The sequence below is a fragment of the Streptomyces sp. CA-243310 genome (assembly GCF_050936775.1).
Taxonomy (GTDB): Bacteria; Actinomycetota; Actinomycetes; order Streptomycetales; family Streptomycetaceae; genus Streptomyces.
Genome location: NZ_JBNJMF010000002.1, coordinates 3,270,645 through 3,290,583, shown reverse-complemented (window position 1 = coordinate 3,290,583; position 19,939 = coordinate 3,270,645). Strand labels below are relative to the sequence as shown.

Here is a 19,939-nt window from a genome sequence, read left to right as displayed (position 1 = left end):
CCGACGGCCACCACCTCCTTTCCAGAGTGACGCATACTTTCCACTATGGCAAGTGTCGATCCCGCCGCGCCGCGTCCGCCCCAATTGAGTGGATTTAGTCCGATTAGCGCGTATCTTCGGCCCATGCCCACGCCCTACGGATCCCGCGGCGGCATGGCGTTCAGTGCTGCCGAGCTGCACGTGCTCAGGCGCTCGCTCGCCCACGCCCTTCAGTCCTCCACGGCCCCGCTCCCGGCCGTCGAGGTCCAGGCCTGCCTTCGCCTCGCGGCGTCGGTGGACGACGCGGTCGCCGAGGCGGAGAGGCTCAGAGACTTCCTCCTCGCCGACCTCGCCCGCTACAGAGGCGCCCTGCCCGGCAGCCTCTCCGGCTACCTGGAGCTGCTACAGGACGCCCTGGCCGCCGGTTACGAGCCCGTACCCGACGACCTCGCGGCCCTGCGCGCCCTGCGCGCCAACCCGCTCGCCACCGCCGTGCTGGAGCGGGCCCAGGCGGTCGCGGAGCGCTCCGTGCGCCGCCGGCTGCGGACGACGCCCGCCCCCCGCACCCGACTGCTCGCCCTCGCCGGCGGACGCGAGGACGAACGGGGCGGCGAGCCGAAACCCGCACCCGCCCCGGCCCCCGAGGAGCAGCCGCGCCCCGGGCGCGAGCGGCCCATTCCGACCCCCGGGGAAGTCTTCCCGCCCCGCCGGAAGCCCGCCGCGCCGGGCCGGCCCCCGGCGGACGGCCGCGCCGCCGGGTAGCTAGGCTGGGGGCATGGACTACGTTTCCGCGCTCGTGCCCCCCATCGTGATGGCCGCGTTCTTCATCGCTCTCGTCGTGACGATCGTGAAGAGCCAGGGCGGCGCCAACAAGGCGAAGGAGGACGCGGCCGTGGACGCCGTGCTCGCCTCCGCCGAGGCCACCCGGCAGCCCGGGAAGTAACCCCGGGCGAAAGCCTCGGGGACGGGCGTACGGCCTGCGGGCCGTACGCCCCATTTTGTTGCCCGGCACCGGTTCGTCGCGCGTTGCCGGCCGAATGGTCGGGCAATTCCGTACAACCCGCACTATCGTGCTGTTGTGCCTCGCCCCTTGGGAGAACTCGAAGACGCAGTGATGACACGGGTGTGGCAGTGGAACCGCCCGGTCACCGTTCGGGAAGTCCTGGAAGACCTCCAGCAGGAACGGTCCATCGCGTACACCACGGTCATGACCGTTATGGACAATCTCCATCAGAAGGGCTGGGTCCGCCGGGAAGCCGAAGGCCGCGCCTATCGATATACCGCGGTCTCCACCCGGCCCGCCTACTCGGCCGCACTGATGAACGAGGCATGGGCCACCAGCGACAACCCCGCGGCCGCTCTCGTGGCCTTCTTCGGCATGATGTCGGCGGAACAGCGCGAAGCCCTCCGCGACGCCGTGCGCATCGTCGGTCACGACGGCGAGGTCGCCGCCCCCGAACCCCGCGAAGCCCCGCAAGAGCCGGTGGCCGGGGAAGAGCCGGTACCCGAAGAGGAAGCGAAGCCCGGGGAAGCCACGGAAGAAGCGCGACCCGAAGAGGACTCCGGCGAGCGCGGGACCGAGCCGGGGCGATAGCGTCCCCCGCATGGGAGAGTTTTCCGCCGCAGAAGCAAATGCCGTGACCATCCGCCGCGCACGCACCCGCGATGTTCCCGCGCTGCGACGCCTGCTGGACCAGTACGTGCAGCAGCGGATCCTGCTCGACAAAGCCCCCGTCGTCCTTTACGAGGACATCCAGGAGTTCTGGGTCGCGGAGCGCGTCGGTGACGGTCAGGTGGTGGGCTGTGGCGCTCTGCACGTGATGTGGGAAGACCTTGCGGAAGTACGCACTCTCGCGGTGGATCGCGAGTTGAAGGGCGCCGGTGTCGGACATCGGGTACTGGCCAAGTTGTTGGAGACGGCCCGTCTGCTCGGCGTGAGCCGGGTTTTCTGCCTCACCTTCGAAGTGGACTTCTTCGCGAACCACGGCTTCGTCGAGATCGGAGAGACTCCGGTCGAGACCGATGTCTACATGGAGCTCCTGCGTTCCTATGACGAGGGCGTCGCCGAGTTCCTCGGTCTCGAACGAGTGAAGCCGAACACCTTGGGCAACAGTCGGATGCTTCTGCACCTCTGATCGATGACGGATCGATCTCGGCCGCTTTTACGGGGCTCCGCCCGCCTGTGGCCTATGTCCGAATCGCGTACGTTTCCCGCCCTGTTGACGTCCTGAACCTCTCGGCGGGGGTTTGTGTTTTCCAGGCAAAAGCGGTTTCCTTTCCGCGTACTGCATTTTCGATGAAAGGAAATCCGGTGGCACAGAAGGTTCAGGTCCTTCTTGTCGACGACCTCGACGGTGGCGAGGCGGACGAGACCGTGACGTTCGCGGTGGATGGCAAGACCTACGAGATCGACCTCACCGCCGCCAACGCTGAAAAGCTCCGCGGCCTGCTCGAGCCCTACACCAAGAGCGGCCGTCGCACCGGTGGCCGTGCCGCCGCGGGTCGCGCCAAGGGACGCGCCGCCGTTTCGGCGGGCAACCCGGACACCGCGGAAATCCGTGCGTGGGCGAAGGCGCAGGGTCTGACGGTCAACGACCGCGGCCGCGTCCCCGCCGACATTCGCGAGGCCTACGAGAACCGGGGCTGACCCACGGCGCCGACGGGCCTCGCGGGGGCCGCGCGTCGCCGCAGGCGTGCCCGGTGGCACTCCGTGGCCGCCGCGGCGACCAGACGTACGAGATCGGGTCCGGTGCCCCGGCGGCCGGCCCCGGCGCCCTGTCCGGTACCGGGCAGGGACGGCAGGAACGCCTCGCACCCCTGTTCGGGGGGCCGCAGCCACACGGCGGCCCCCCGAGGGCTTCCCTGTGGCCGCCCCGGCGGCACGGGGGCGGTGATACGGCCTCCCACACCCAGGGCGGTCAGATCCAGCGCCACCGGACCCCACTCCAGCCAGTCGAGCAGCCCGTCCAGCTCCTCTGCGCTGCCCGGGGCCACCAGGAAGCGCATGCGGCGTCCCATGACGGCCACCGGCCCGGTGTCTACCGGCCTGCGCAGCAGTCGGCCACCCGCGTCGGTCGGCAGTTCCAGTACGTCGAACCGCGTCCCGGTGACCAGCTGGGCGGGAGGGCCGCCCGCGAGGGTCCAGCCGAGCACCCGCCCGTACCAGGAGACGTACGCGTCCTCCTCGGACGGGGAGCGCGGATGCGGGACGGTCTCGGCGATGAGGGCCATGACCGGAGCAACTCCGGAAGTGCCCTGGAGTTACGCAGCGCGTCGGACGCAATACGGAACGTAAACGTCCGTGGGGCGGAGTCCCACATTCGAAGACGGAACCGTGTTCGCCCGTAGCGGAGGGAACCGTCTCCCGGGCCGCATGGAGTGTCAGTCCCCAGGGGTAAGACATTCCTAGTGGATCGGGGCGACGCGCTGATTTGAAGGGTCTCCGACCGGCTTCCGTTCGCCATCGGCGTACACGTGTGACGGGTATCTGCCTGGCCTGCGGGAACATCGTCTCGCACCATCGGGTTGGAGCAGTTGTCGGCACTTACGGCCGGGTTTTCCCGCGGACGTGAGGGTGAGCCGCGGACGGATGTCGGCAGTTGGAATGAGCTGTCCCGCCCCGCGGGACTAGCATGCGGAAGGACAGGGCGGGGACCGACCCCGAACTGCCCGACCGCTCTGAGGAGCGATAAACGATGTTCGAGAGGTTCACCGACCGCGCGCGGCGGGTTGTCGTCCTGGCTCAGGAAGAAGCCCGGATGCTCAACCACAACTACATCGGCACCGAGCACATCCTCCTGGGCTTGATCCACGAGGGTGAGGGTGTCGCCGCTAAGGCCCTGGAGAGCCTCGGGATTTCGCTCGAGGCTGTTCGTCAGCAGGTTGAGGAGATCATCGGCCAGGGGCAGCAGGCCCCGTCCGGCCACATCCCCTTCACCCCGCGGGCGAAGAAGGTCCTGGAGCTTTCGCTCCGAGAGGCCCTCCAGCTCGGCCACAACTACATCGGCACCGAGCACATCCTGCTCGGCCTGATCCGCGAGGGCGAGGGCGTCGCCGCCCAGGTCCTCGTGAAGCTGGGCGCCGATCTCAACAGGGTCCGGCAGCAGGTCATCCAGCTGCTCTCCGGCTACTCCGGAGGCGGCAAGGAGTCGGCCACGGCAGGCGGCCCGGCCGAGGGCACCCCCTCGACCTCGCTCGTCCTCGACCAGTTCGGCCGCAACCTCACGCAGGCGGCTCGCGAATCCAAGCTCGACCCGGTCATCGGGCGCGAGAAGGAGATCGAGCGGGTCATGCAGGTGCTGTCCCGCCGGACCAAGAACAACCCGGTCCTCATCGGCGAGCCCGGCGTCGGCAAGACCGCCGTCGTCGAGGGCCTGGCCCAGGCGATCGTCAAGGGCGAGGTGCCCGAGACGCTCAAGGACAAGCACCTCTACACCCTCGACCTGGGTGCACTGGTCGCCGGTTCCCGCTACCGCGGTGACTTCGAGGAGCGCCTCAAGAAGGTGCTCAAGGAGATCCGCACCCGCGGCGACATCATCCTGTTCATCGACGAGCTCCACACCCTCGTGGGTGCGGGTGCCGCCGAGGGCGCGATCGACGCCGCCAGCATCCTGAAGCCCATGCTGGCCCGTGGTGAGCTCCAGACCATCGGTGCCACGACGCTGGACGAGTACCGCAAGCACCTCGAGAAGGACGCGGCGCTGGAGCGCCGTTTCCAGCCGATCCAGGTGGCGGAGCCTTCCCTCCCCCACACGATCGAGATCCTCAAGGGGCTGCGCGACCGCTACGAGGCCCACCACCGCGTCTCCATCACGGACGAGGCCCTCGTGCAGGCGGCCACCCTGGCCGACCGGTACATCTCGGACCGCTTCCTCCCGGACAAGGCGATCGACCTGATCGACGAGGCCGGCTCCCGGATGCGCATCCGTCGGATGACCGCGCCGCCGGACCTCCGCGAGTTCGACGAGAAGATCGCGAACGTGCGTCGCGACAAGGAGTCGGCCATCGACTCCCAGGACTTCGAGAAGGCGGCTTCCCTCCGTGATTCGGAGAAGCAGCTGCTGACGGCGAAGGCCAAGCGCGAGAAGGAATGGAAGGCCGGCGACATGGACGTCGTCGCCGAGGTCGACGGCGAGCTCATCGCCGAAGTCCTCGCGACCGCGACCGGCATTCCGGTGTTCAAGCTGACCGAGGAGGAGTCCTCGCGACTCCTGCGCATGGAGGACGAGCTCCACCGTCGCGTCATCGGTCAGAAGGACGCCATCAAGGCCCTCTCGCAGGCGATCCGACGGACCCGTGCGGGTCTGAAGGACCCGAAGCGTCCCGGTGGCTCGTTCATCTTCGCCGGCCCGTCCGGTGTCGGTAAGACCGAGCTCTCCAAGACGCTCGCCGAATTCCTCTTCGGCGACGAGGACGCACTGATCTCCCTCGACATGTCGGAGTTCAGCGAGAAGCACACGGTTTCCCGTCTCTTCGGTTCGCCCCCCGGCTACGTGGGCTACGAAGAGGGCGGCCAGCTGACCGAGAAGGTCCGCCGGAAGCCGTTCTCCGTCGTCCTCTTCGACGAGGTCGAGAAGGCGCACCCGGATATCTTCAATTCCCTTCTCCAGATCCTGGAGGACGGTCGTCTGACCGACTCCCAGGGCCGGGTCGTGGACTTCAAGAACACGGTCATCATCATGACGACCAACCTGGGTACCCGGGACATCTCCAAGGGCTTCAACCTGGGCTTCGCGGCCCAGGGCGACACCAAGACCGGATACGACCGGATGAAGGCGAAGGTCAACGAAGAGCTGAAGCAGCACTTCCGGCCCGAGTTCCTCAACCGTGTCGACGACACGGTCGTCTTCCACCAGCTCACGCAGGAAGACATCATCCAGATCGTCGACCTGATGATCGCCAAGGTGGACGAGCGCCTCAAGGACCGCGACATGGGCATCGAGCTCAGCGGTGACGCGAAGCAGCTCCTGGCCAAGCGCGGCTACGACCCGATCATGGGTGCGCGCCCGCTGCGCCGGACGATCCAGCGCGAGATCGAGGACATGCTGTCGGAGAAGATCCTCTTCGGCGAGCTGCGTCCCGGTCACATCGTGGTCGTGGGTGTGGAGGGTGAGGGCGAGACCGCCAAGTTCACCTTCCGGGGCGAGGAGAAGACTCCGATCTCGGACCTTCCCCCGATCGAGGCCACGGGCTCCGGCCCGGACCTCTCCAAGGGCGCCTGAGGCCTGAACGCAGTACGAAGGGGCGGCCCCGGAACCGAAGGGTTCCGGGGCCGCCCCTTTCGCGCGTCCGGGCCCGGAAGGGCGGGGGAGAGCGGACCGGACGTCCGGGGCCCGTGTGGCCGGTGCGGGCGGGATTGCGGCCGACCCCTGCGGGCACATGCGGGTCCGGGGCGCGCAGGGACCCCGTCCCGGCCAACTCGTCCGGTACCCGCCCGCCCGGTTCCGGCAACCGCCCTCCCGGCCCGTACGGGCGCCCCGGCGGCGCGGGCGGTCCCACGGGTAGCGCCCGCGCCGGGTCGGTGGCCGGCTCGCGCGCACGGGGCTGGGGCGGAGGGTGTCCCGGGTGCTTTCCGGTGGGCCCGAGGGGCGTGACCTGGGTCTCGATCAGGGTGGGCGCAGGCTCCGCGCCCGGTGACAAGCCGCACAGGGCAAATCGGACCTACTAGGACCTTTCGTAGATCGAGTGTCCGATTTGCCCCCTCCCTTGGCCCAGTAATCGCCGGGTCAACAGTCCTCTCGGCCCCCCTCGCACCTACGAGTCGACGTAGTAATGAGGACGTTTGAGGAAGCCGGGGGGCTCGGGTTACCAAGGTGGAGCAAGTTCGCCCGGCACCCGCTCAGCATCCGCTCAGCGTGCCGGGTCACTTATTGCCCTTGTTCCCGGCCACGGAGGTCCACACATGTCCGCGAAGCGCGTCAGCACCCGTCGTACCCGTATCGCCCTCGCCGCCACCGGCCTCGGTGCCGCACTGGCCCTCGGTGCCGGAACGACCGCCGCTTTCGCCGGCGAGGCGCAGACCGCTCTCAACGGCACCCCCGGCCTCGTGGCCGCCCAGGCGAAGGCCCAGGCCGCTGCCGCCAAGCCGGCCGCCGCCGCCAAGTCGGCCGGTTCCTGGCAGAAGCCGGTCTCCGGTTACACCCTGTCCGCGACTTACGGCAAGGGCGGCAACATGTGGTCGCACAAGCACTCCGGTCAGGACTTCGCCGTTGCCGTCGGCACCAAGGTCCGTGCCGCCAGCTCCGGTGTGGTCGTCAAGGCCGGCCCCAACGGCGGTGGCGACGGTCCCGCGTACGGCAACGCCGTCGTGATCAAGCACGCGAACAACAAGTACTCCCAGTACGCGCACCTCTCGCGTATCCAGGTCAAGATCGGCCAGAAGGTCTCGGCCGCCCAGCAGATCGCCCTGTCCGGCAACACCGGCAACTCCAGCGGTCCGCACCTGCACTTCGAGATCCGCACCACCCCGAACTACGGCTCGGCCATCAACCCGGTGAGCTTCCTGCGTCAGGTCGGCGTCACCGTCTGACACGCCGCCGACGCCGGGCGACCGGCGTCCGACCCCCCGCCGTACCGGGCGGCTCGCGACGGCTCAGAACAGCAGCCACGACCCGGTCGGTGTGACCATCGGGTCGAGCTTGCCCGGCTTGAGGGCGTCGATCCGCTCCTGCGGCAGCGCGGCGTCGTAGACCCGGAGGCTGTCCATGGCGCCCTGCCAGGGCGACACCCACTGATCCTGGTGGCGTGAGCGCGCCAGTTGCAGCGGGCCCGGGGCGGGGAAGATGTCCGCGGGAACCGGGGCCTCGCCCGTCCGCTTGCCGTTCACGTACAGGGCGATCACCTTCTTCTCCGCGTCGTAGGTGCCCGTCAGCTCCGAGAAGGTCTTCTCCATCTTCGAGCTCGTGCCCGTCACCGTCGTCGTGCTGGCGTTCGCGCCCGGGGTGCCGGTCTGCACCCGGAAGATCCAGGACGGCTTGCCGTTCACCTCGTCCAGACCCAGCTCGAACGAGAACGACTTCTCGTTGCCCTGGCTGACCGCGATCTGCTGCCCCTTGGGGGAGCGGTTCCAGAGCCGGGCCGAGACCGTGAAGCTCTTCGACGGGTCCACGACGCGCTGTTGGGACTCGGCGAACGAGTTCGCGTTGCCCTTCGTGCGGATCTCGTGCCGCTTGTCGATCGGGAAGACCCCGGCCTCGGGCCCCATCTTCAGGTTCGCCTTGCCGATCTGGTCCCGCACGGTCGTCGGGTCACCCGCGACCGTGGGCGTGAGATCGATCGGATTCCTGACCCCGCTCTGCGAGGGCGCGGGCGAGTCCGAGGCGGCCGCCGTCGGCTTGTCGTCGCCCTTCCCGTCGCCGCCGCCCAGCAGCAGGAACGTTCCACCACCGGCGAGCAGCGCCAGCACGGTCACCGTGCCGACGGCCACCCACACCCGCTTCCTGCGCCGCTCCGACGCCGAACGATCGGCGAGCGCGTCCCAGTCGGGCTGATCCGACCGCTGCCGGAACGGCTCGGGCTCCGCCACCGGGCCCGGCATCGAACCGCCCTGCTGCCACGACGCGGGCGCAGCGTCGTAGGGGCCCGGCACCCCGGCGTCCTGCCGGTACGGATTCGGCTGCTGCGGTCCCGGCTGCCGCGGGTAGCCGTACCCGCCGTCCTGGTCCGAGCCCGGCGGGGGGCCGAAGCCGCCCGACGCGGGCGGGCCGGGCGGGAATCCGTAGCCACCGGACGCGGGCGCTCCCGGCGGGAACCCGTAGCCACCGCTCCCCGGGGCGGGCTGCTCGGGCTGCGGGTTGGTCGGGGGGTTCGTACCGTCGGTCATGCCACGGATGCTAGAACATCAGCCCCGCGGGGCGAACGGCCGAGGGTCCCGATACGGTCGCGATCCCGGGCCGGCGCCGCCGCGGCCCGGCCGCCACGGGTCGGGCGGACCCGCCGCCCCGGGGCGCGACGACGCCCGCCTCAGGTCTGGGGCTTCAGGATCGGGAAGCTCCCCGTCGCCGTCGGCGCGTGCTCCGGCAGCCACAGCACCGCCACCGCCCCGGCGGCCGAACCCTCCCTGTCCGCGCCGCCCGGCGCGGCCACGTTACGGAACGTCAAGCGGGCTCCCAGCACCCGCGCCTGACCCTCCGCGATGGTCAATCCCAGCCCGTGGCCCACGCCGGCCCGGTCCGTGGACCCGGTCCGGAAGCGGCTCGGCCCCTCGCGCAGCAGAGCCTCGGGGAAGCCCGGTCCGTGGTCCCGCACCCGTACGACCCGGCCCTCGACATCGACCTGGATCGGCGACTGCCCGTACCGCGCCGCGTTCGCCAGCAGGTTGCCGAGGATCCGTTCCAGCCGGCGCGGGTCGGTGCTCACGATCTCGTCCGCGACGACGCGTACGGACGCGTCCGGCATCAGCGACGCCACCCGGCGGCTGACGAACTCGCCGAGCGCCACGTCCTGCAACTCGGCCCGCTCCGAGGCGCTGTCCAGCCGGGCCACCTCCAACACGTCCTCGACCAACGCGCGCATCGCCTGCGCCCGGTCGCGCACCAGCTCCGTCGGCCGCCCCGGGGGCAGCAGTTCCGCCGCCGTGAGCAGGCCCGTCACCGGGGTCCTCAGCTCGTGCGCGATGTCCGCCGTCACCCGCCGCTCGGCCTCCAGCCGCTGCTGGAGCGCGTCCGCCATGGCATCCACGGCCCGCGCCAGGTCATCCGTCTCGTCACGTACGACACCACCCACCGCGTCGCGCACCCGGACCTCGGGATCGCCGTGCGCCACCCGCTGCGCGGCGGCGGCAGCCTTGCGCAACCGGCGCGAGATCTGCCCGCCGATGAGCACCCCGAGCGCGGAACCGCCCACCACGACGGCGAGGGAGCCGACGATCAGGGCCTGGTCCAGGTCGCGCACCATGTTGGCGCTCTCCTTGAACGGCAGGTGCAGGGACAGCAACTGTCCGTTGCCGAGCGGTACGGCCGCCCACACCTCGGGAACGCCCCGCGTGTTCTCCTGGATGTACGTGCCGCGCCGCCCGGACTGGACCTTCTGCCTCAGTTCGACCGGCAGCTCGGGGTCGTTGAGCTTGGCGCCCATCATCGGCTTGCGACCGGCGTCCACGCTGCGGGCGAGGAACTGGACCCGCTCCAGCTGGGATTCGCGGGCGCTCTCCAGCATCGAGACGCGGGCAGCACTGTGCACCACCAGACTCAGCGCCACGGCCGTCAGCGCGCCGACGGCGGCGATGGCGAGGGTGATCTTCCAGCGGATCCCGGTACGGAGTGTGAACCGCCTCATGCCTTCAGCTTGTATCCGAAGCCTCGGACCGTCTCGATCCGGTCCTGTCCGATCTTGGTGCGCAGTCGCTGGACGTGGACGTCCACGACCCGGGTGTCGCCGCCCCAGTCGTAGTCCCACACCCGTTCCAGCAGCCGGTCGCGCGACAGTACGGTGCCGGGCGCCGAGGAGAACTCCAGCAGCAGCCGCATCTCGGTGGGCGTGAGGCCCACCGGGGCACCCGCCTTGCGCACCTCCATGCCCTCGGTGTCGACCTCCAGGTCGCCGAAGGCCAGCACCCCGCGCTCATCGGCGCCGTCGTCGTCCGACGAGCCGTTCGGGCCGCCCGCGTGGCCGAAGCGGCGCAGCACGGCGCGGATCCGTGCGACGAGGACCGACCCGTCGAAGGGCTTGGTGACGTAGTCGTCGGCGCCCGCCTCCAGGCCCAGTACGACGTCGATGGAGTCGGCGCGGGCCGACAGCATGATCACCGGAACCGTGGACTCGTCGCGGATGCGCCGGCACAGGCTGACGCCGTCCATCCCGGGCACCATGACGTCGAGCAGCGCGATGTCGGGGCGGTCGGCCCGGAAGGACTCCAGGCCCGACAGTCCGTCGGGCATGGAGGTCACCACGAACCCGTCGCGCTCCAGCGCCAGGGTCGTGGCCTCGCGGATGACGTCGTCGTCCTCCACGAACAGCACATGGGTCTCGGCCATCCGGAGCCTCGCTTCAGTTCTTCTGTGAAATGGCCGGGGCGGGCTGGCCGCCGCCGTCGACCACGTTGCTGTAGTCCGTGTGGACACGGTCCTGCTCGGTGAACTTCTCACCGCTCCAGCGGTAGGTGATCACGTCCTCGCCGGACGGGTACGAGAGCGTGTCGCTCTTCCCGTAGACCGGCTTGGTGACCACCAGGTCCCCCGGTCGATCTCCGCGTAGACGGGTGGTTGTTCGTCCGCGAAGACGTTCTCGTACTTGCCGTTGTCCGCCCGGTACACGTACGAGCCGCGCCCCAGGGCGTCGGCGCAGGAGAGCACGTTCACGACGATGTCCACGGCCGGGCTCCCGGTGACCTTCCCGTAGCTCACGTCGACCGGGTACTCCCGGCCCGTGCAGGGCTTCAGGTCCCGCTTGATCGCCGCGCTGACCTTCGGGTCCGCCTTCAACAGCGCGACCGGGTCCACCTTGGGCGGCTTGCCCGCGGAGGTGTCCGAGGTCGCCGGTGAGTGGTCCCCGCCGGAGGGGGCCGGGCCGACCGGGGGACCGGTCTTCGCCACGGATTCGGTGCGGGCCGGACCGCCGTCGCGCAGGCCCGTGCCACCAGTGGCACAGCCGACCGCGAACAGCGCTGTGCCGGCGAGGACGATCGTCCCCGCCGACACCAGCACCAGCGACTTTCTGCCGCTCAAGCCTGGGCCGTTCAGGCCGCGCACCGCTCCCGCCCCTCGTACCGGATGGTGTGGTCACCGCGTTCCAGCGCGCGCATGTCGAGGTCCCGGCTCTCCAGCTCCTGCCGGAGTCGGGCCAGTGCGCGGTGCAGGGTGCTCTTCACGGTTCCCGCCGACATGCCGAGCGCCGCGGCCGTTTCCTCGGTGCTCATCTGCTCCCAGTGTCGCAGCACCACGACGCTTCGCTGCTTGGGCGCCAGAACCTTGAGGATGTCCATGAGCAGGGCGCGGTCGGCGCGCTGGTCGGAGCCGTCCTCGACGGAGGCGTCCGGAAGCTGTTCGGTGGGTACCTCGTCGAGCTTGCGGGCCCGCCACCACTCGGTACGCGTGTTGATCATGACGCGGCGGAGGTAGGCGTCGGCCAGGGACTTGTCGGCGATGCCGTCCCAGCGGCCGTAGGTGCGGACGAGGGCCGTCTGGAGGAGGTCCTGGGCGTCCGTGGGGTCCGGTACCAGGCGCCGGGCACTGCGCAGCAGCGCGTCCTGCCGGGTGCGTACGTACTCCTCGAATTCGAGTACCTCGCCGTGCGCCATCTCAGACCGCCTCCGTTCCGTCCCAACCCGCCACCGCTGCCTTACGGATTCGAAGGTACGGAGGGGTTGTCACGGCACTGTGCGGGTCAGCCTTCGGTGGACGCACGGACACCCGTAGATTGTGTAACAGCGTCTTTGAGCTGCGGGTTTCCCGGCGCCAAGCGGAATCTTCGAGTCAGCTTCGCGCCGGGTACCCCGCGCAGTGGATCAACGGATCGGGATCAGGTGCGGGCCGGCCCCTGCGGGAGTCGGTACATCCCCTGGGGGAGCGGCTCGACCAGGCCGTCGGACACCAGCCCGTCCAGCGCGCGGGCCCGTTGCACCGGCTCGTCCCAGACCGTGTCCAGCACCGCCTGCGGAACGGCGCCGACCGCCTCCCGCAGGACGGCGAGAAGCTTGCCCCGCACCTGCCGGTCGGTACCGGCGTACGTCTGCCCCCGGCGCGGCGGCCCGTCGTGCGCCGGCTTCCCCGCGAGGCGCCACGCGCACAGCCCGGCGACCGGGCAGCGCGCGCAGTCCGGACTCTTGGCCGTGCACACCAGCGCGCCCAGCTCCATCGAGGCCGCCGCCCAGCGGGCCGCGGTCTCCTCGTCCGGCGGCAGCAGGGCCCGCGCCAGACGCCGTTCGGCGGCCGTGGTCGCGTTCGGCGGGTACTCGACCCCGCCGGCGGTGCGGGCGAAGACCCGGCGGACGTTGGTGTCCAGCACCGCGTGTCGCTGCCCGTACGCGAAGGAGGCCACCGCGGCTGCCGTGTACTCGCCGATCCCGGGCAGGGCGAGCAGCTGCGCGTGATCCCGCGGCACGTCGCCCCCGTGCCGTTCCGTTATCGCGACGGCCGCCCCGTGCAGGCGCAGGGCCCGGCGGGGGTAGCCGAGGCGGCCCCAGGCGCGCACGGCCTCGCCGGGCGCCTCGGCGGCCAGGTCGGCGGGCCGGGGCCAGCGGGCGAGCCACTGCTCGTACACCGGCAGGACCCGGTTGACGGGGGTCTGCTGGAGCATGAACTCGCTGACCATCACGCCCCAGGGGCCGGCCTCGGGGCGGCGCCAGGGCAGGTCGCGGGCATGCTCGTCGAACCACGCGATCACGGGGGAGTGCAGCGCGTGGGAGACGTCGGGGGAAGGAGTGGTGGATGCAGTCATGGCAGACGGCATCCTGGCACGTTTCGTCCCTACCGCGCGGGGCCCGGACCGGTGAACCACAGCACGGGCCGGACGCCACTGGCCCGCATGGTGGCGGTGATCCTACTGATCGGACCGGCGAGGGCGAGCACGAACAGGGTGGCCAGCGCGCCGCCGAGCAGCAGGCCCAGGGCCACGTCGTGGGGGAAGTGCACGCCGACGAACACCCGGGAGAAGGCCATCAGCAGGGCGAGCGGCACGGTCAGCAGTGCGAGGCGGCCGACGGCCAGGGCCAGCGCGACGGCGGCGGCGCCCGCGATGGAGGAGTGGTTGCTGGGGAAGGACCAGTCGCCGTACTCGGGGCACGGGATCAGCGACGCGGCGGCGCCGGCCACCGTCCGGCAGGGCCGGTCCTCGTCGACGGTCGACTTCACCAGCTCGGAGGCGACGTACGCGACCGCGGTGGCGAGCGGCGCGAGGACGGCGAGCGCCATGGCGCGCGGGGCGGCCTGCCGGCGGGCACGCCACCAGACGGCTATGAAGAGCAGACCGAACGCGAACAGTCCGTACTCCGTCCAGGCCTCGGACGCCGACCGCACCCAGGGGGGCGTGGTGTGGGCGAAGTCGGTGATGTCTCTGTAGAGGTCGGAGCTGTCCATGATCACAGACCGTACTCAATGGGATGTCGCGGTCGTGTCAGCACCCTGGCCGGTTCCGATCGGTTCGGACTGGCCCCGCAGGATGATCATCGGCAAAACAAGCCCGGCGCACGGCATGTGGGGCACTGATCGCGACGTGAACTCTCGTAAGGTTCCGCTCGTGGGATCTCTGCGCAATCCGGTCGGGCCGCTCCCCTCCTCCATCTACTGGCGACGGAGGGCTGTGCTGGCGTCCGTCGTCGCGCTCCTCGCGCTCCTCGCCGTATGGACCGTCAGCTCCGGTGGGGTGAAGTCGAGTACGAACGGCAAGGGCGAAGGCGGGCGAGATCCCGTCGCCCCGATCACCCCCGGCCCCTCCGGCTCCGGGCCGGCGATCAGTCAGGCCCCGGGCGGACGCGCCGAGTCGGGAACCGGCTCCGCCGGCTCCGGTTCCGGTTCTGGTTCCGGCGCGGGCACGGCGGGCGCCGGCAAGAACGGCGAGCCGGGCGGAGGCACGGGCGGCGGCTCCGGCAACAACTCCGCCCCGGGCGGCGGCGCGAGCCAGGTACCGGCCGACTCGCCCCTGCCGACGTGCGCGCCGTCCGCGGTGCAGTGGGAGGTCAAGAGCGAGAAGAACGAGTACGAGGCGAACGAGAAGCCTCGTCTCGAACTGATCGCCCGCAATGTCTCCGGCACCACCTGCAAGGTCGACCTCGGCCCGAAGCAGGCGGTCCTGACCATCACTCAGGCGAGCAACCCCAAGGCCGTCTGGTCTTCGACGGACTGCCCGACCGGCGCGGGGAACGTCTTCTTCCGACTGGCCGCGCAGAGCGAGATCAAGGCGCCGACCCTGGAATGGGACCGCCGGTTCAGCGCCGCGGACCAGTGCCAGTCACCGCCCGCGGGAGCCGCGACCGCCGACACCTACGTGGTGGAGGTCAAGTCCCCCGGCCTGCCGGTGGCCCGCACCTCGTTCGTCCTCAAGCAGGACTGACGCCCCACGGCCGGCCGGGTACCGGGTCGCGGTGCCCGGTGCGGTGTCCGGTGTGGTGCATCGCGAGGCGGACGGCCGCCGCTGGTACCGGGCGTACTCGGGCGGTCCGACAACGCGGCGGGGAGCCGTGCCGGGCGCCGTGACCCGGTGAACCGTTTCGGTCACGGCACTAGACGTACCGCTCCAGGATCGAGGACTCCGCCAGTCGCGACAGGCCCTCGCGGACGCTCCTCGCCCGGGCCTCGCCCACGCCGTCCACCGTCTGCAGGTCGTCCACGCTCGCGGCGAGCAGCTTCTGCAGTCCGCCGAAGTGCTCCACCAGCCGCTCGATGATCGCCCCGGGCAACCGCGGCACCTTCGCCAGCAGCCGGTAGCCCCGCGGGGACACCGCCGAGTCCAGCGTCTCCGGCGACCCCGTGTATCCCAGGGCCTTCGCCACGATCGCCAGCTCCAGCAGTTCCGGATGCGTGAGCGCGTCCAGCGCCGGAAGCGCCTCGTCCACGGTGCGGGAACGCTTCGCCGTGGGCTCCGGAACGTAGTCCCGGATCACCAGCTCCCGCTCCTGCTCGATGCCGACCGTCAGCTCGTCCAGTTGCAGGGACAGCAGTCGCCCGTCCGTGCCCAGTTCGACAACGTACTCGGCGATCTCCGTCGCGATCCGGCGGACCATTTCCAGCCGCTGCGCGACCGCCGTCACATCGCGGACCGTGACCAGGTCCTCGATCTCCAGCGCGGACAGCGTGCCCGCGACCTCGTCGAGCCGCAGCTTGTACCGCTCCAGCGTGGCCAGCGCCTGGTTCGCCCGCGACAGGATCGCCCCGGACTCCTCCAGGACCCGCCGCTCACCGTCCACGTACAACGCGATCAGCCGCATCGACTGCGACACCGACACCACCGGGAACCCGCACTGCTTGGAGACGCGGTCGGCCGTGCGGTGCCGGGTGCCCGTCTCCTCCGTGTGGATGGACGCGTCCGGGACCAGCTGCACGCCGGCCCGCAGGATCTTGGTGATGTCCTTGTCCAGGATGAGCGCCCCGTCGAGCTTGCACAGCTCGCGCAGCCGGGTCGCGGTGAACTCCACGTCCAGCACGAAACCGCCGGTGCACATCGCCTCGACGTTCTTGTCCATGCCGAGGACGATCAGGCCCCCGGTGTTGCCGCGGACGATCCTCTCCAGGCCGTCTCTCAGGGGCTGACCAGGTGCGACCGCGCTCAGCGAGGCACGCATCATGGCCTCTTGCCTGGAACTCGCGCCCGACTTTCCGGATGCTGCTGCCCCGTCCTTGGCTGCCACTGCACTCCTCCGGTCGCGGGTTGCGCCGCCTGCGTACGGCCGGGCGGACCAGCACAAAGTCTACCGGCGCGGCCTGTGCGCCCGCCGAGCCTTGGCCCGCCCCGTCCCCGGACCCTACGGTGCGAACCCCCGGAAGCGCTCCCGACCCGGCAGAGCCGGCCCCCGCCCGGAGGCCGGACCGGCCTACGACCGGTCGGCCGCGCCCTCCTTGGCCGGCGTCCGCGAACGCCCGCGCGGCAGGACCCGCAGGGCGTCGCCCATGTCCGCGACCTCGATCACCTTCATGCCCGCCGGCACCTTGCCGGGGTCGCTCGGCACCAGCGCGTGCGTGAAGCCGAGCCGGTGGGCCTCGGCGAGCCGCCGCTGGACGCCGGTCACCCGCCGCACCTCGCCCGCGAGACCGACCTCCCCGATGGCGACGAGGTTCTTCGGGAGGGGCACGTCGCTCGCCGCCGAGGCCAGCGCCAGCGCGATGGCCAGGTCGGCGGCCGGCTCGGTCAGCTTCACCCCGCCCACGGTGGCGCTGTAGATGTCCCGCTTGCCCAGCGCGGTGATCCGACCGCGCTGCTCCAGCACCGCCAACATCATCGAGACGCGGGAGGTCTCCAGGCCCGACGTGGTCCGCCGGGGCGAGGGGATCTGCGAATCCACCGTCAGCGCCTGCACCTCCGCGACCAGGGGCCGCTTGCCCTCCAACGTCACCGTCAGACAGGTCCCGGGGACCGCCTCCGCACGCCGGGTCAGGAACAACCCGCTCGGGTCGGCGAGCCCGGTGATCCCCTCGTCGTGGAGTTCGAAGCAGCCGACCTCGTCGGTGGCCCCGTACCGGTTCTTCACACCGCGCACCAGTCGCAGCCGCGCGTGCCGGTCGCCCTCGAAGCTCAGGACGACGTCGACCAGGTGCTCCAGCAGCCGGGGGCCGGCGATGGCCCCGTCCTTGGTGACGTGGCCGACGAGGAGCGTGGACATGCCGCGCTCCTTGGACGCCCGGATGAGCGCGCCCGCGACCTCGCGCACCTGGGCCATGCCGCCGGGCGCGCCGTCGATCTCGGGCGAGGCGATGGTCTGTACGGAGTCCAGGATCAGCAGTGCGGGCTTCACGGCGTCGAGGTGACCCAGCACGGCCGACAGGTCCGTCTCCGCGGCCAGGAACAAGTGGTCGCTGAGCGCATTGATCCGGTCCGCCCGCAGGCGCACCTGGCTCGCCGACTCCTCGCCCGTCACGTACAGCGTCCGGTGGTCGGCGTCGGCCGCCTTCGCCGCGACGTCCAACAGCAGCGTCGACTTGCCCACGCCCGGCTCGCCCGCCAACAGCACGACCGCCCCGGGCACGAGACCGCCGCCGAGGACCCGGTCCAGTTCGCTCACGCCCGTGCTGCGCGCGGTCGCCGTCCGGACGTCGACCTGGCCGATCGGCACGGCCGCGGTCGAGACCCGACCCGCCGCGGTGGTCCGCACGGCGGGCGCGCCCATTTCCTCGACGGTGCCCCACGCCTGGCACTCGGGACACCGCCCGAGCCATTTCGCGGTCGTCCAGCCGCACTCGGTACAGCGGTAGGACGGCCGGTCCTTGGCGGATGAACGAGATGTGCGGGCTGCCATGCGCCCACCGTAGTCGCCGGCACCGACACCGCCGCCGGCCGTGCCCCGCGCGGGCTCGACGGGGGCCCGACCGCGCGCGCCCCCCGCCTCGCCCGCCTCGCCCGCTCCGCCTCGTCCGGGTTCGTCGGTCGCGGTGTGCAGGGCGGTTGTCAGCACCGCTGTCAGCGCGGGCCCGATCTGTTCACCCGTAAGGGCTAAAACTGCTGAAGGCTTCCGGGGGGTCACCGGCGCGCCGCCTACGGTCGCCAGGTGAACAGCAGCAACCAGGGACCCCTCTCATCGCGCACCGGCGCACACCGGGCGCACGGGCACAAGCCTTCAGAGGGACGCGGAGGGCAGGGACTCGCCGGCGAACAGCCTCCCCCGTTCCGACACGAGCCCTACCTCGACGGCCTGTTCACCTACTGCCTCTCGGTGCTCTGCGACCACGACACCGCGACCGACGTGCTCGGAGACGCCCTGGCCGCCGCCGAACGGCACCCCGGCCGCTGCCCCGACGAGGGCGAGCGCCGCGCCTGGCTGTACGCGCTCGCCCGCTGGGGCTGCCTGCGCCGGCTCGCCGAGCAGCGGCGCGCGCGACAGGGGGCGCACAGCGCCGGTCGTACGCCGGAGCACACCGACGCCGAGCGTGCGCCGGGTGTGCCCGGCACCCTCGACGTGTCCGCGTACCGCCGCACCGAACTGGCCCGTCTCGCCTGGCCCGAGGCCGCCGGCACCACCCCCGAGCAGCGGGAGGCCCTCGAACTCGCCGTCCGTCACCGCCTCGGCGTCCCCGAACTCGCCTCCGTCCTCGGGACCCCGCCCGCCGCCGCCCGCGAACTCCTGTCCGCCGCCGCCTGCGAGGTGGAACGCACCCGCGCCGCCCTCGCCGTCGTCGAGACCGGCAACTGCCCGGCCGTGTCCCGGCTCACCGGTGACGACGGGGACCCCCGGATCCTGCTCTCCACCCCGCTGCGCGCCGAACTCGTACGCCACGTCGACGACTGCCCGCGCTGCCGGCGCGTCGCCGAACGCGTCGGCGCCGGCGGCCCCTGGCCCGGCACCGGCGGCATCCACCCCGCCGCGCTCCCGCTCGTACCGGCCCCCCGCACCGCCGTCCGCGCCGCGATGTTGCGCTCCGGGCGGCGCGGCGGCGGCCCCGGCCCCCGCTTCGACCGCACCGGCTTCCCGATGGACCCCAAGGACCGGGCGGCCCGCCGCGACCGGTTCCGGGCCCGCGCCGTCACCACGACCGTCGTCGCCACCGTCGTCGCCGCGCCCGTGCTGGCCCTGTGGGCCGCCTACCGGGGCGCCCCCAGCACCGGCGAACCCGTCGACGGCGGCGCCACCCGGATCTCCGCCAGCGAGTCCGACATCCCGCCGCCCCCGGCCGGCGGCCGGCTGCTCGCCTCCTACGAGAACACCGGCAACACCGCCCACACCGGCGACGGGCCGGGCTTCGCCCCCGGTACCGCCGCACCCGACGTCTCCGTCGAGGTCATCAGCTCCGGCGCGCCGGCCACCCCGGAATCGGACCGCCCGGGAGCCCCCGGCCGACTCACCGTGTCGGCCACGACTCACGGCTCCACCACCCTGCTCACGCTCAGCGCGTCCGGCGGCGCCCCCGTGGACTGGCGCCTGTGGTCCGACGCGCCCTGGCTGCGGGCCGGCCAGACGGCGGGCACCCTGGCCCCCGGAGAATCGATCACCCTGAGGATCACCGTGGACGCCGCCGCCCAGCCCGTCGGCGCCTGGTCGGCCCGGGTCGGGGTGGACCCGTCCGGCGCGGTCGTCGCCATCCAGGGCCGCGGCCGGCCCGCCCCGCCGCCGAACGGGGGACCGCCGACCTCCCCGGCGAACCCCGCCCCGACCCGCACGCCGCCGACCCCGACGCCGACGCCCACCCCCACGCCGACCCCCACGCCGACCCCGACTCCCACGCCGACCCCGACGCCGACCGAGTCAGAAGGAACGGTTTCCCCGACTCCGCCCACCGATCCGCCGGCCCCGGCCTCCTGATCGCGGGCCCCCGGCGCAAGGCGCGCCGGCCCCCGGTCCGCCGGCTTTCCTCCGGTCCGCCGGCTTCCCGACCCGCCGACC

18 protein-coding genes and 1 pseudogene are annotated in these 19,939 nt (G+C 71.6%); 9 read left to right on the top strand and 10 right to left on the bottom strand.

What is annotated here, in order from left to right; genetic code table 11:
• Positions 1-123: 123 nt before the first annotated feature.
• The 5 genes from ACQEVM_RS32320 (at position 124) to ACQEVM_RS32300 (ending at position 2,626) form a co-directional block, all read left to right on the top strand.
• The gene (locus ACQEVM_RS32320; RefSeq protein WP_433084883.1) at positions 124-741 is read left to right on the top strand and encodes a hypothetical protein; all 618 of its coding nucleotides are present in this window, start codon (positions 124-126) and stop codon (positions 739-741) included.
• 13 nt (positions 742-754) lie between these two features.
• Entirely contained in the window at positions 755-922 is a 168-nt protein-coding gene (locus ACQEVM_RS32315) for a hypothetical protein (protein ID WP_266948012.1), read from the top strand.
• A gap of 171 nt (positions 923-1,093) precedes the next feature.
• Positions 1,094-1,573, top strand: a complete 480-nt coding sequence (locus ACQEVM_RS32310) for a BlaI/MecI/CopY family transcriptional regulator (protein ID WP_433084881.1) — start codon at positions 1,094-1,096, stop codon at positions 1,571-1,573.
• 10 nt (positions 1,574-1,583) lie between these two features.
• Positions 1,584-2,114 carry an amino-acid N-acetyltransferase gene (locus ACQEVM_RS32305; protein ID WP_433084879.1) on the top strand — a complete coding sequence of 177 codons (531 nt, stop codon included), beginning with the start codon at positions 1,584-1,586 and terminating at the stop codon, positions 2,112-2,114.
• A gap of 176 nt (positions 2,115-2,290) precedes the next feature.
• Positions 2,291-2,626 carry a histone-like nucleoid-structuring protein Lsr2 gene (locus ACQEVM_RS32300; RefSeq protein WP_267801306.1) on the top strand — a complete coding sequence of 112 codons (336 nt, stop codon included), beginning with the start codon at positions 2,291-2,293 and terminating at the stop codon, positions 2,624-2,626.
• Here the strand turns inward: ACQEVM_RS32300 and ACQEVM_RS32295 are convergent.
• Positions 2,608-3,210 carry an SCO3374 family protein gene (locus ACQEVM_RS32295; RefSeq protein WP_433084877.1) on the bottom strand — a complete coding sequence of 201 codons (603 nt, stop codon included), beginning with the start codon at positions 3,208-3,210 and terminating at the stop codon, positions 2,608-2,610. The two genes, ACQEVM_RS32300 and ACQEVM_RS32295, sit on opposite strands and share 19 nt — an antisense overlap.
• 464 nt (positions 3,211-3,674) lie before the next feature.
• On the opposite strand from ACQEVM_RS32295, the gene ACQEVM_RS32290 reads away from it, so the two are divergent.
• Positions 3,675-6,200 (top strand): ATP-dependent Clp protease ATP-binding subunit, encoded by a 2,526-nt coding sequence (locus ACQEVM_RS32290; protein WP_433084875.1) that lies wholly within the window; start codon positions 3,675-3,677, stop codon positions 6,198-6,200.
• A gap of 680 nt (positions 6,201-6,880) precedes the next feature.
• Positions 6,881-7,507: a M23 family metallopeptidase gene (locus ACQEVM_RS32285; RefSeq protein WP_433084873.1), complete on the top strand. Its 627-nt coding sequence runs from the start codon at positions 6,881-6,883 to the stop codon at positions 7,505-7,507.
• 63 nt (positions 7,508-7,570) lie between these two features.
• On the opposite strand, the gene ACQEVM_RS32280 is transcribed toward ACQEVM_RS32285, so the two are convergent.
• From ACQEVM_RS32280 to ACQEVM_RS32250, 7 genes and pseudogenes are all read right to left on the bottom strand, one after another.
• On the bottom strand, positions 7,571-8,800 hold the full coding sequence (locus tag ACQEVM_RS32280) for a LamG-like jellyroll fold domain-containing protein (RefSeq protein WP_433084871.1): 1,230 nt from the start codon (positions 8,798-8,800) through the stop codon (positions 7,571-7,573).
• Positions 8,801-8,940: 140 nt separating this feature from the next.
• Positions 8,941-10,254, bottom strand: a complete 1,314-nt coding sequence (cseC, locus tag ACQEVM_RS32275; protein WP_433084869.1) for a two-component system sensor histidine kinase CseC — start codon at positions 10,252-10,254, stop codon at positions 8,941-8,943.
• Positions 10,251-10,952, bottom strand: coding sequence for a two-component system response regulator CseB (gene cseB / locus ACQEVM_RS32270; protein WP_433084867.1), 702 nt, complete (start codon positions 10,950-10,952; stop codon positions 10,251-10,253). The genes cseC and cseB overlap by 4 nt, the downstream gene beginning before the upstream one ends.
• 13 nt (positions 10,953-10,965) lie before the next feature.
• Positions 10,966-11,615, bottom strand: a pseudogene (locus ACQEVM_RS32265) (hypothetical protein).
• 38 nt (positions 11,616-11,653) lie between these two features.
• On the bottom strand, positions 11,654-12,214 hold the full coding sequence (locus ACQEVM_RS32260; RefSeq protein WP_053678383.1) for a SigE family RNA polymerase sigma factor: 561 nt from the start codon (positions 12,212-12,214) through the stop codon (positions 11,654-11,656).
• 221 nt (positions 12,215-12,435) lie between these two features.
• Positions 12,436-13,353 (bottom strand): A/G-specific adenine glycosylase, encoded by a 918-nt coding sequence (locus tag ACQEVM_RS32255; protein ID WP_267801313.1) that lies wholly within the window; start codon positions 13,351-13,353, stop codon positions 12,436-12,438.
• A gap of 29 nt (positions 13,354-13,382) precedes the next feature.
• Positions 13,383-13,991: a phosphatase PAP2 family protein gene (locus tag ACQEVM_RS32250; protein ID WP_433084864.1), complete on the bottom strand. Its 609-nt coding sequence runs from the start codon at positions 13,989-13,991 to the stop codon at positions 13,383-13,385.
• A 160-nt stretch (positions 13,992-14,151) separates the two neighbouring features.
• Between ACQEVM_RS32250 and ACQEVM_RS32245 the strand changes: the two genes are divergently transcribed.
• Positions 14,152-14,964 (top strand): hypothetical protein, encoded by an 813-nt coding sequence (locus tag ACQEVM_RS32245; RefSeq protein ID WP_433084862.1) that lies wholly within the window; start codon positions 14,152-14,154, stop codon positions 14,962-14,964.
• A 169-nt stretch (positions 14,965-15,133) separates the two neighbouring features.
• Here the strand turns inward: ACQEVM_RS32245 and disA are convergent, their stop codons facing one another.
• Positions 15,134-16,258, bottom strand: coding sequence for a DNA integrity scanning diadenylate cyclase DisA (gene disA / locus ACQEVM_RS32240; protein WP_053678377.1), 1,125 nt, complete (start codon positions 16,256-16,258; stop codon positions 15,134-15,136).
• Positions 16,259-16,441: 183 nt separating this feature from the next.
• Positions 16,442-17,860 (bottom strand): DNA repair protein RadA, encoded by a 1,419-nt coding sequence (gene radA, locus ACQEVM_RS32235; protein ID WP_433084860.1) that lies wholly within the window; start codon positions 17,858-17,860, stop codon positions 16,442-16,444.
• A 249-nt stretch (positions 17,861-18,109) separates the two neighbouring features.
• Between radA and ACQEVM_RS32230 the strand changes: the two genes are divergently transcribed.
• Positions 18,110-19,858, top strand: a complete 1,749-nt coding sequence (locus ACQEVM_RS32230) for a BACON domain-containing protein (RefSeq protein WP_433084858.1) — start codon at positions 18,110-18,112, stop codon at positions 19,856-19,858.
• The last annotated feature ends 81 nt before the right edge of the window (positions 19,859-19,939 follow it).

What these genes read in the sequence shown, in the direction of transcription:
- ACQEVM_RS32260 (WP_053678383.1), bottom strand. Translation starts at nt 12,214, where the DNA reads ATGGCGCACGGCGAGGTACTCGAATTCGAGGAGTACGTACGCACCCGG.
- ACQEVM_RS32320 (WP_433084883.1), top strand. Translation starts at nt 124, where the DNA reads ATGCCCACGCCCTACGGATCCCGCGGCGGCATGGCGTTCAGTGCTGCC.
- ACQEVM_RS32280 (WP_433084871.1), bottom strand. Translation starts at nt 8,800, where the DNA reads ATGACCGACGGTACGAACCCCCCGACCAACCCGCAGCCCGAGCAGCCC.
- ACQEVM_RS32285 (WP_433084873.1), top strand. Translation starts at nt 6,881, where the DNA reads ATGTCCGCGAAGCGCGTCAGCACCCGTCGTACCCGTATCGCCCTCGCC.
- radA (WP_433084860.1), bottom strand. Translation starts at nt 17,860, where the DNA reads ATGGCAGCCCGCACATCTCGTTCATCCGCCAAGGACCGGCCGTCCTAC.
- ACQEVM_RS32250 (WP_433084864.1), bottom strand. Translation starts at nt 13,991, where the DNA reads ATGGACAGCTCCGACCTCTACAGAGACATCACCGACTTCGCCCACACC.
- ACQEVM_RS32255 (WP_267801313.1), bottom strand. Translation starts at nt 13,353, where the DNA reads ATGACTGCATCCACCACTCCTTCCCCCGACGTCTCCCACGCGCTGCAC.
- ACQEVM_RS32310 (WP_433084881.1), top strand. Translation starts at nt 1,094, where the DNA reads ATGACACGGGTGTGGCAGTGGAACCGCCCGGTCACCGTTCGGGAAGTC.
- ACQEVM_RS32315 (WP_266948012.1), top strand. Translation starts at nt 755, where the DNA reads ATGGACTACGTTTCCGCGCTCGTGCCCCCCATCGTGATGGCCGCGTTC.
- cseB (WP_433084867.1), bottom strand. Translation starts at nt 10,952, where the DNA reads ATGGCCGAGACCCATGTGCTGTTCGTGGAGGACGACGACGTCATCCGC.
- ACQEVM_RS32290 (WP_433084875.1), top strand. Translation starts at nt 3,675, where the DNA reads ATGTTCGAGAGGTTCACCGACCGCGCGCGGCGGGTTGTCGTCCTGGCT.
- cseC (WP_433084869.1), bottom strand. Translation starts at nt 10,254, where the DNA reads ATGAGGCGGTTCACACTCCGTACCGGGATCCGCTGGAAGATCACCCTC.
- ACQEVM_RS32305 (WP_433084879.1), top strand. Translation starts at nt 1,584, where the DNA reads ATGGGAGAGTTTTCCGCCGCAGAAGCAAATGCCGTGACCATCCGCCGC.
- ACQEVM_RS32295 (WP_433084877.1), bottom strand. Translation starts at nt 3,210, where the DNA reads ATGGCCCTCATCGCCGAGACCGTCCCGCATCCGCGCTCCCCGTCCGAG.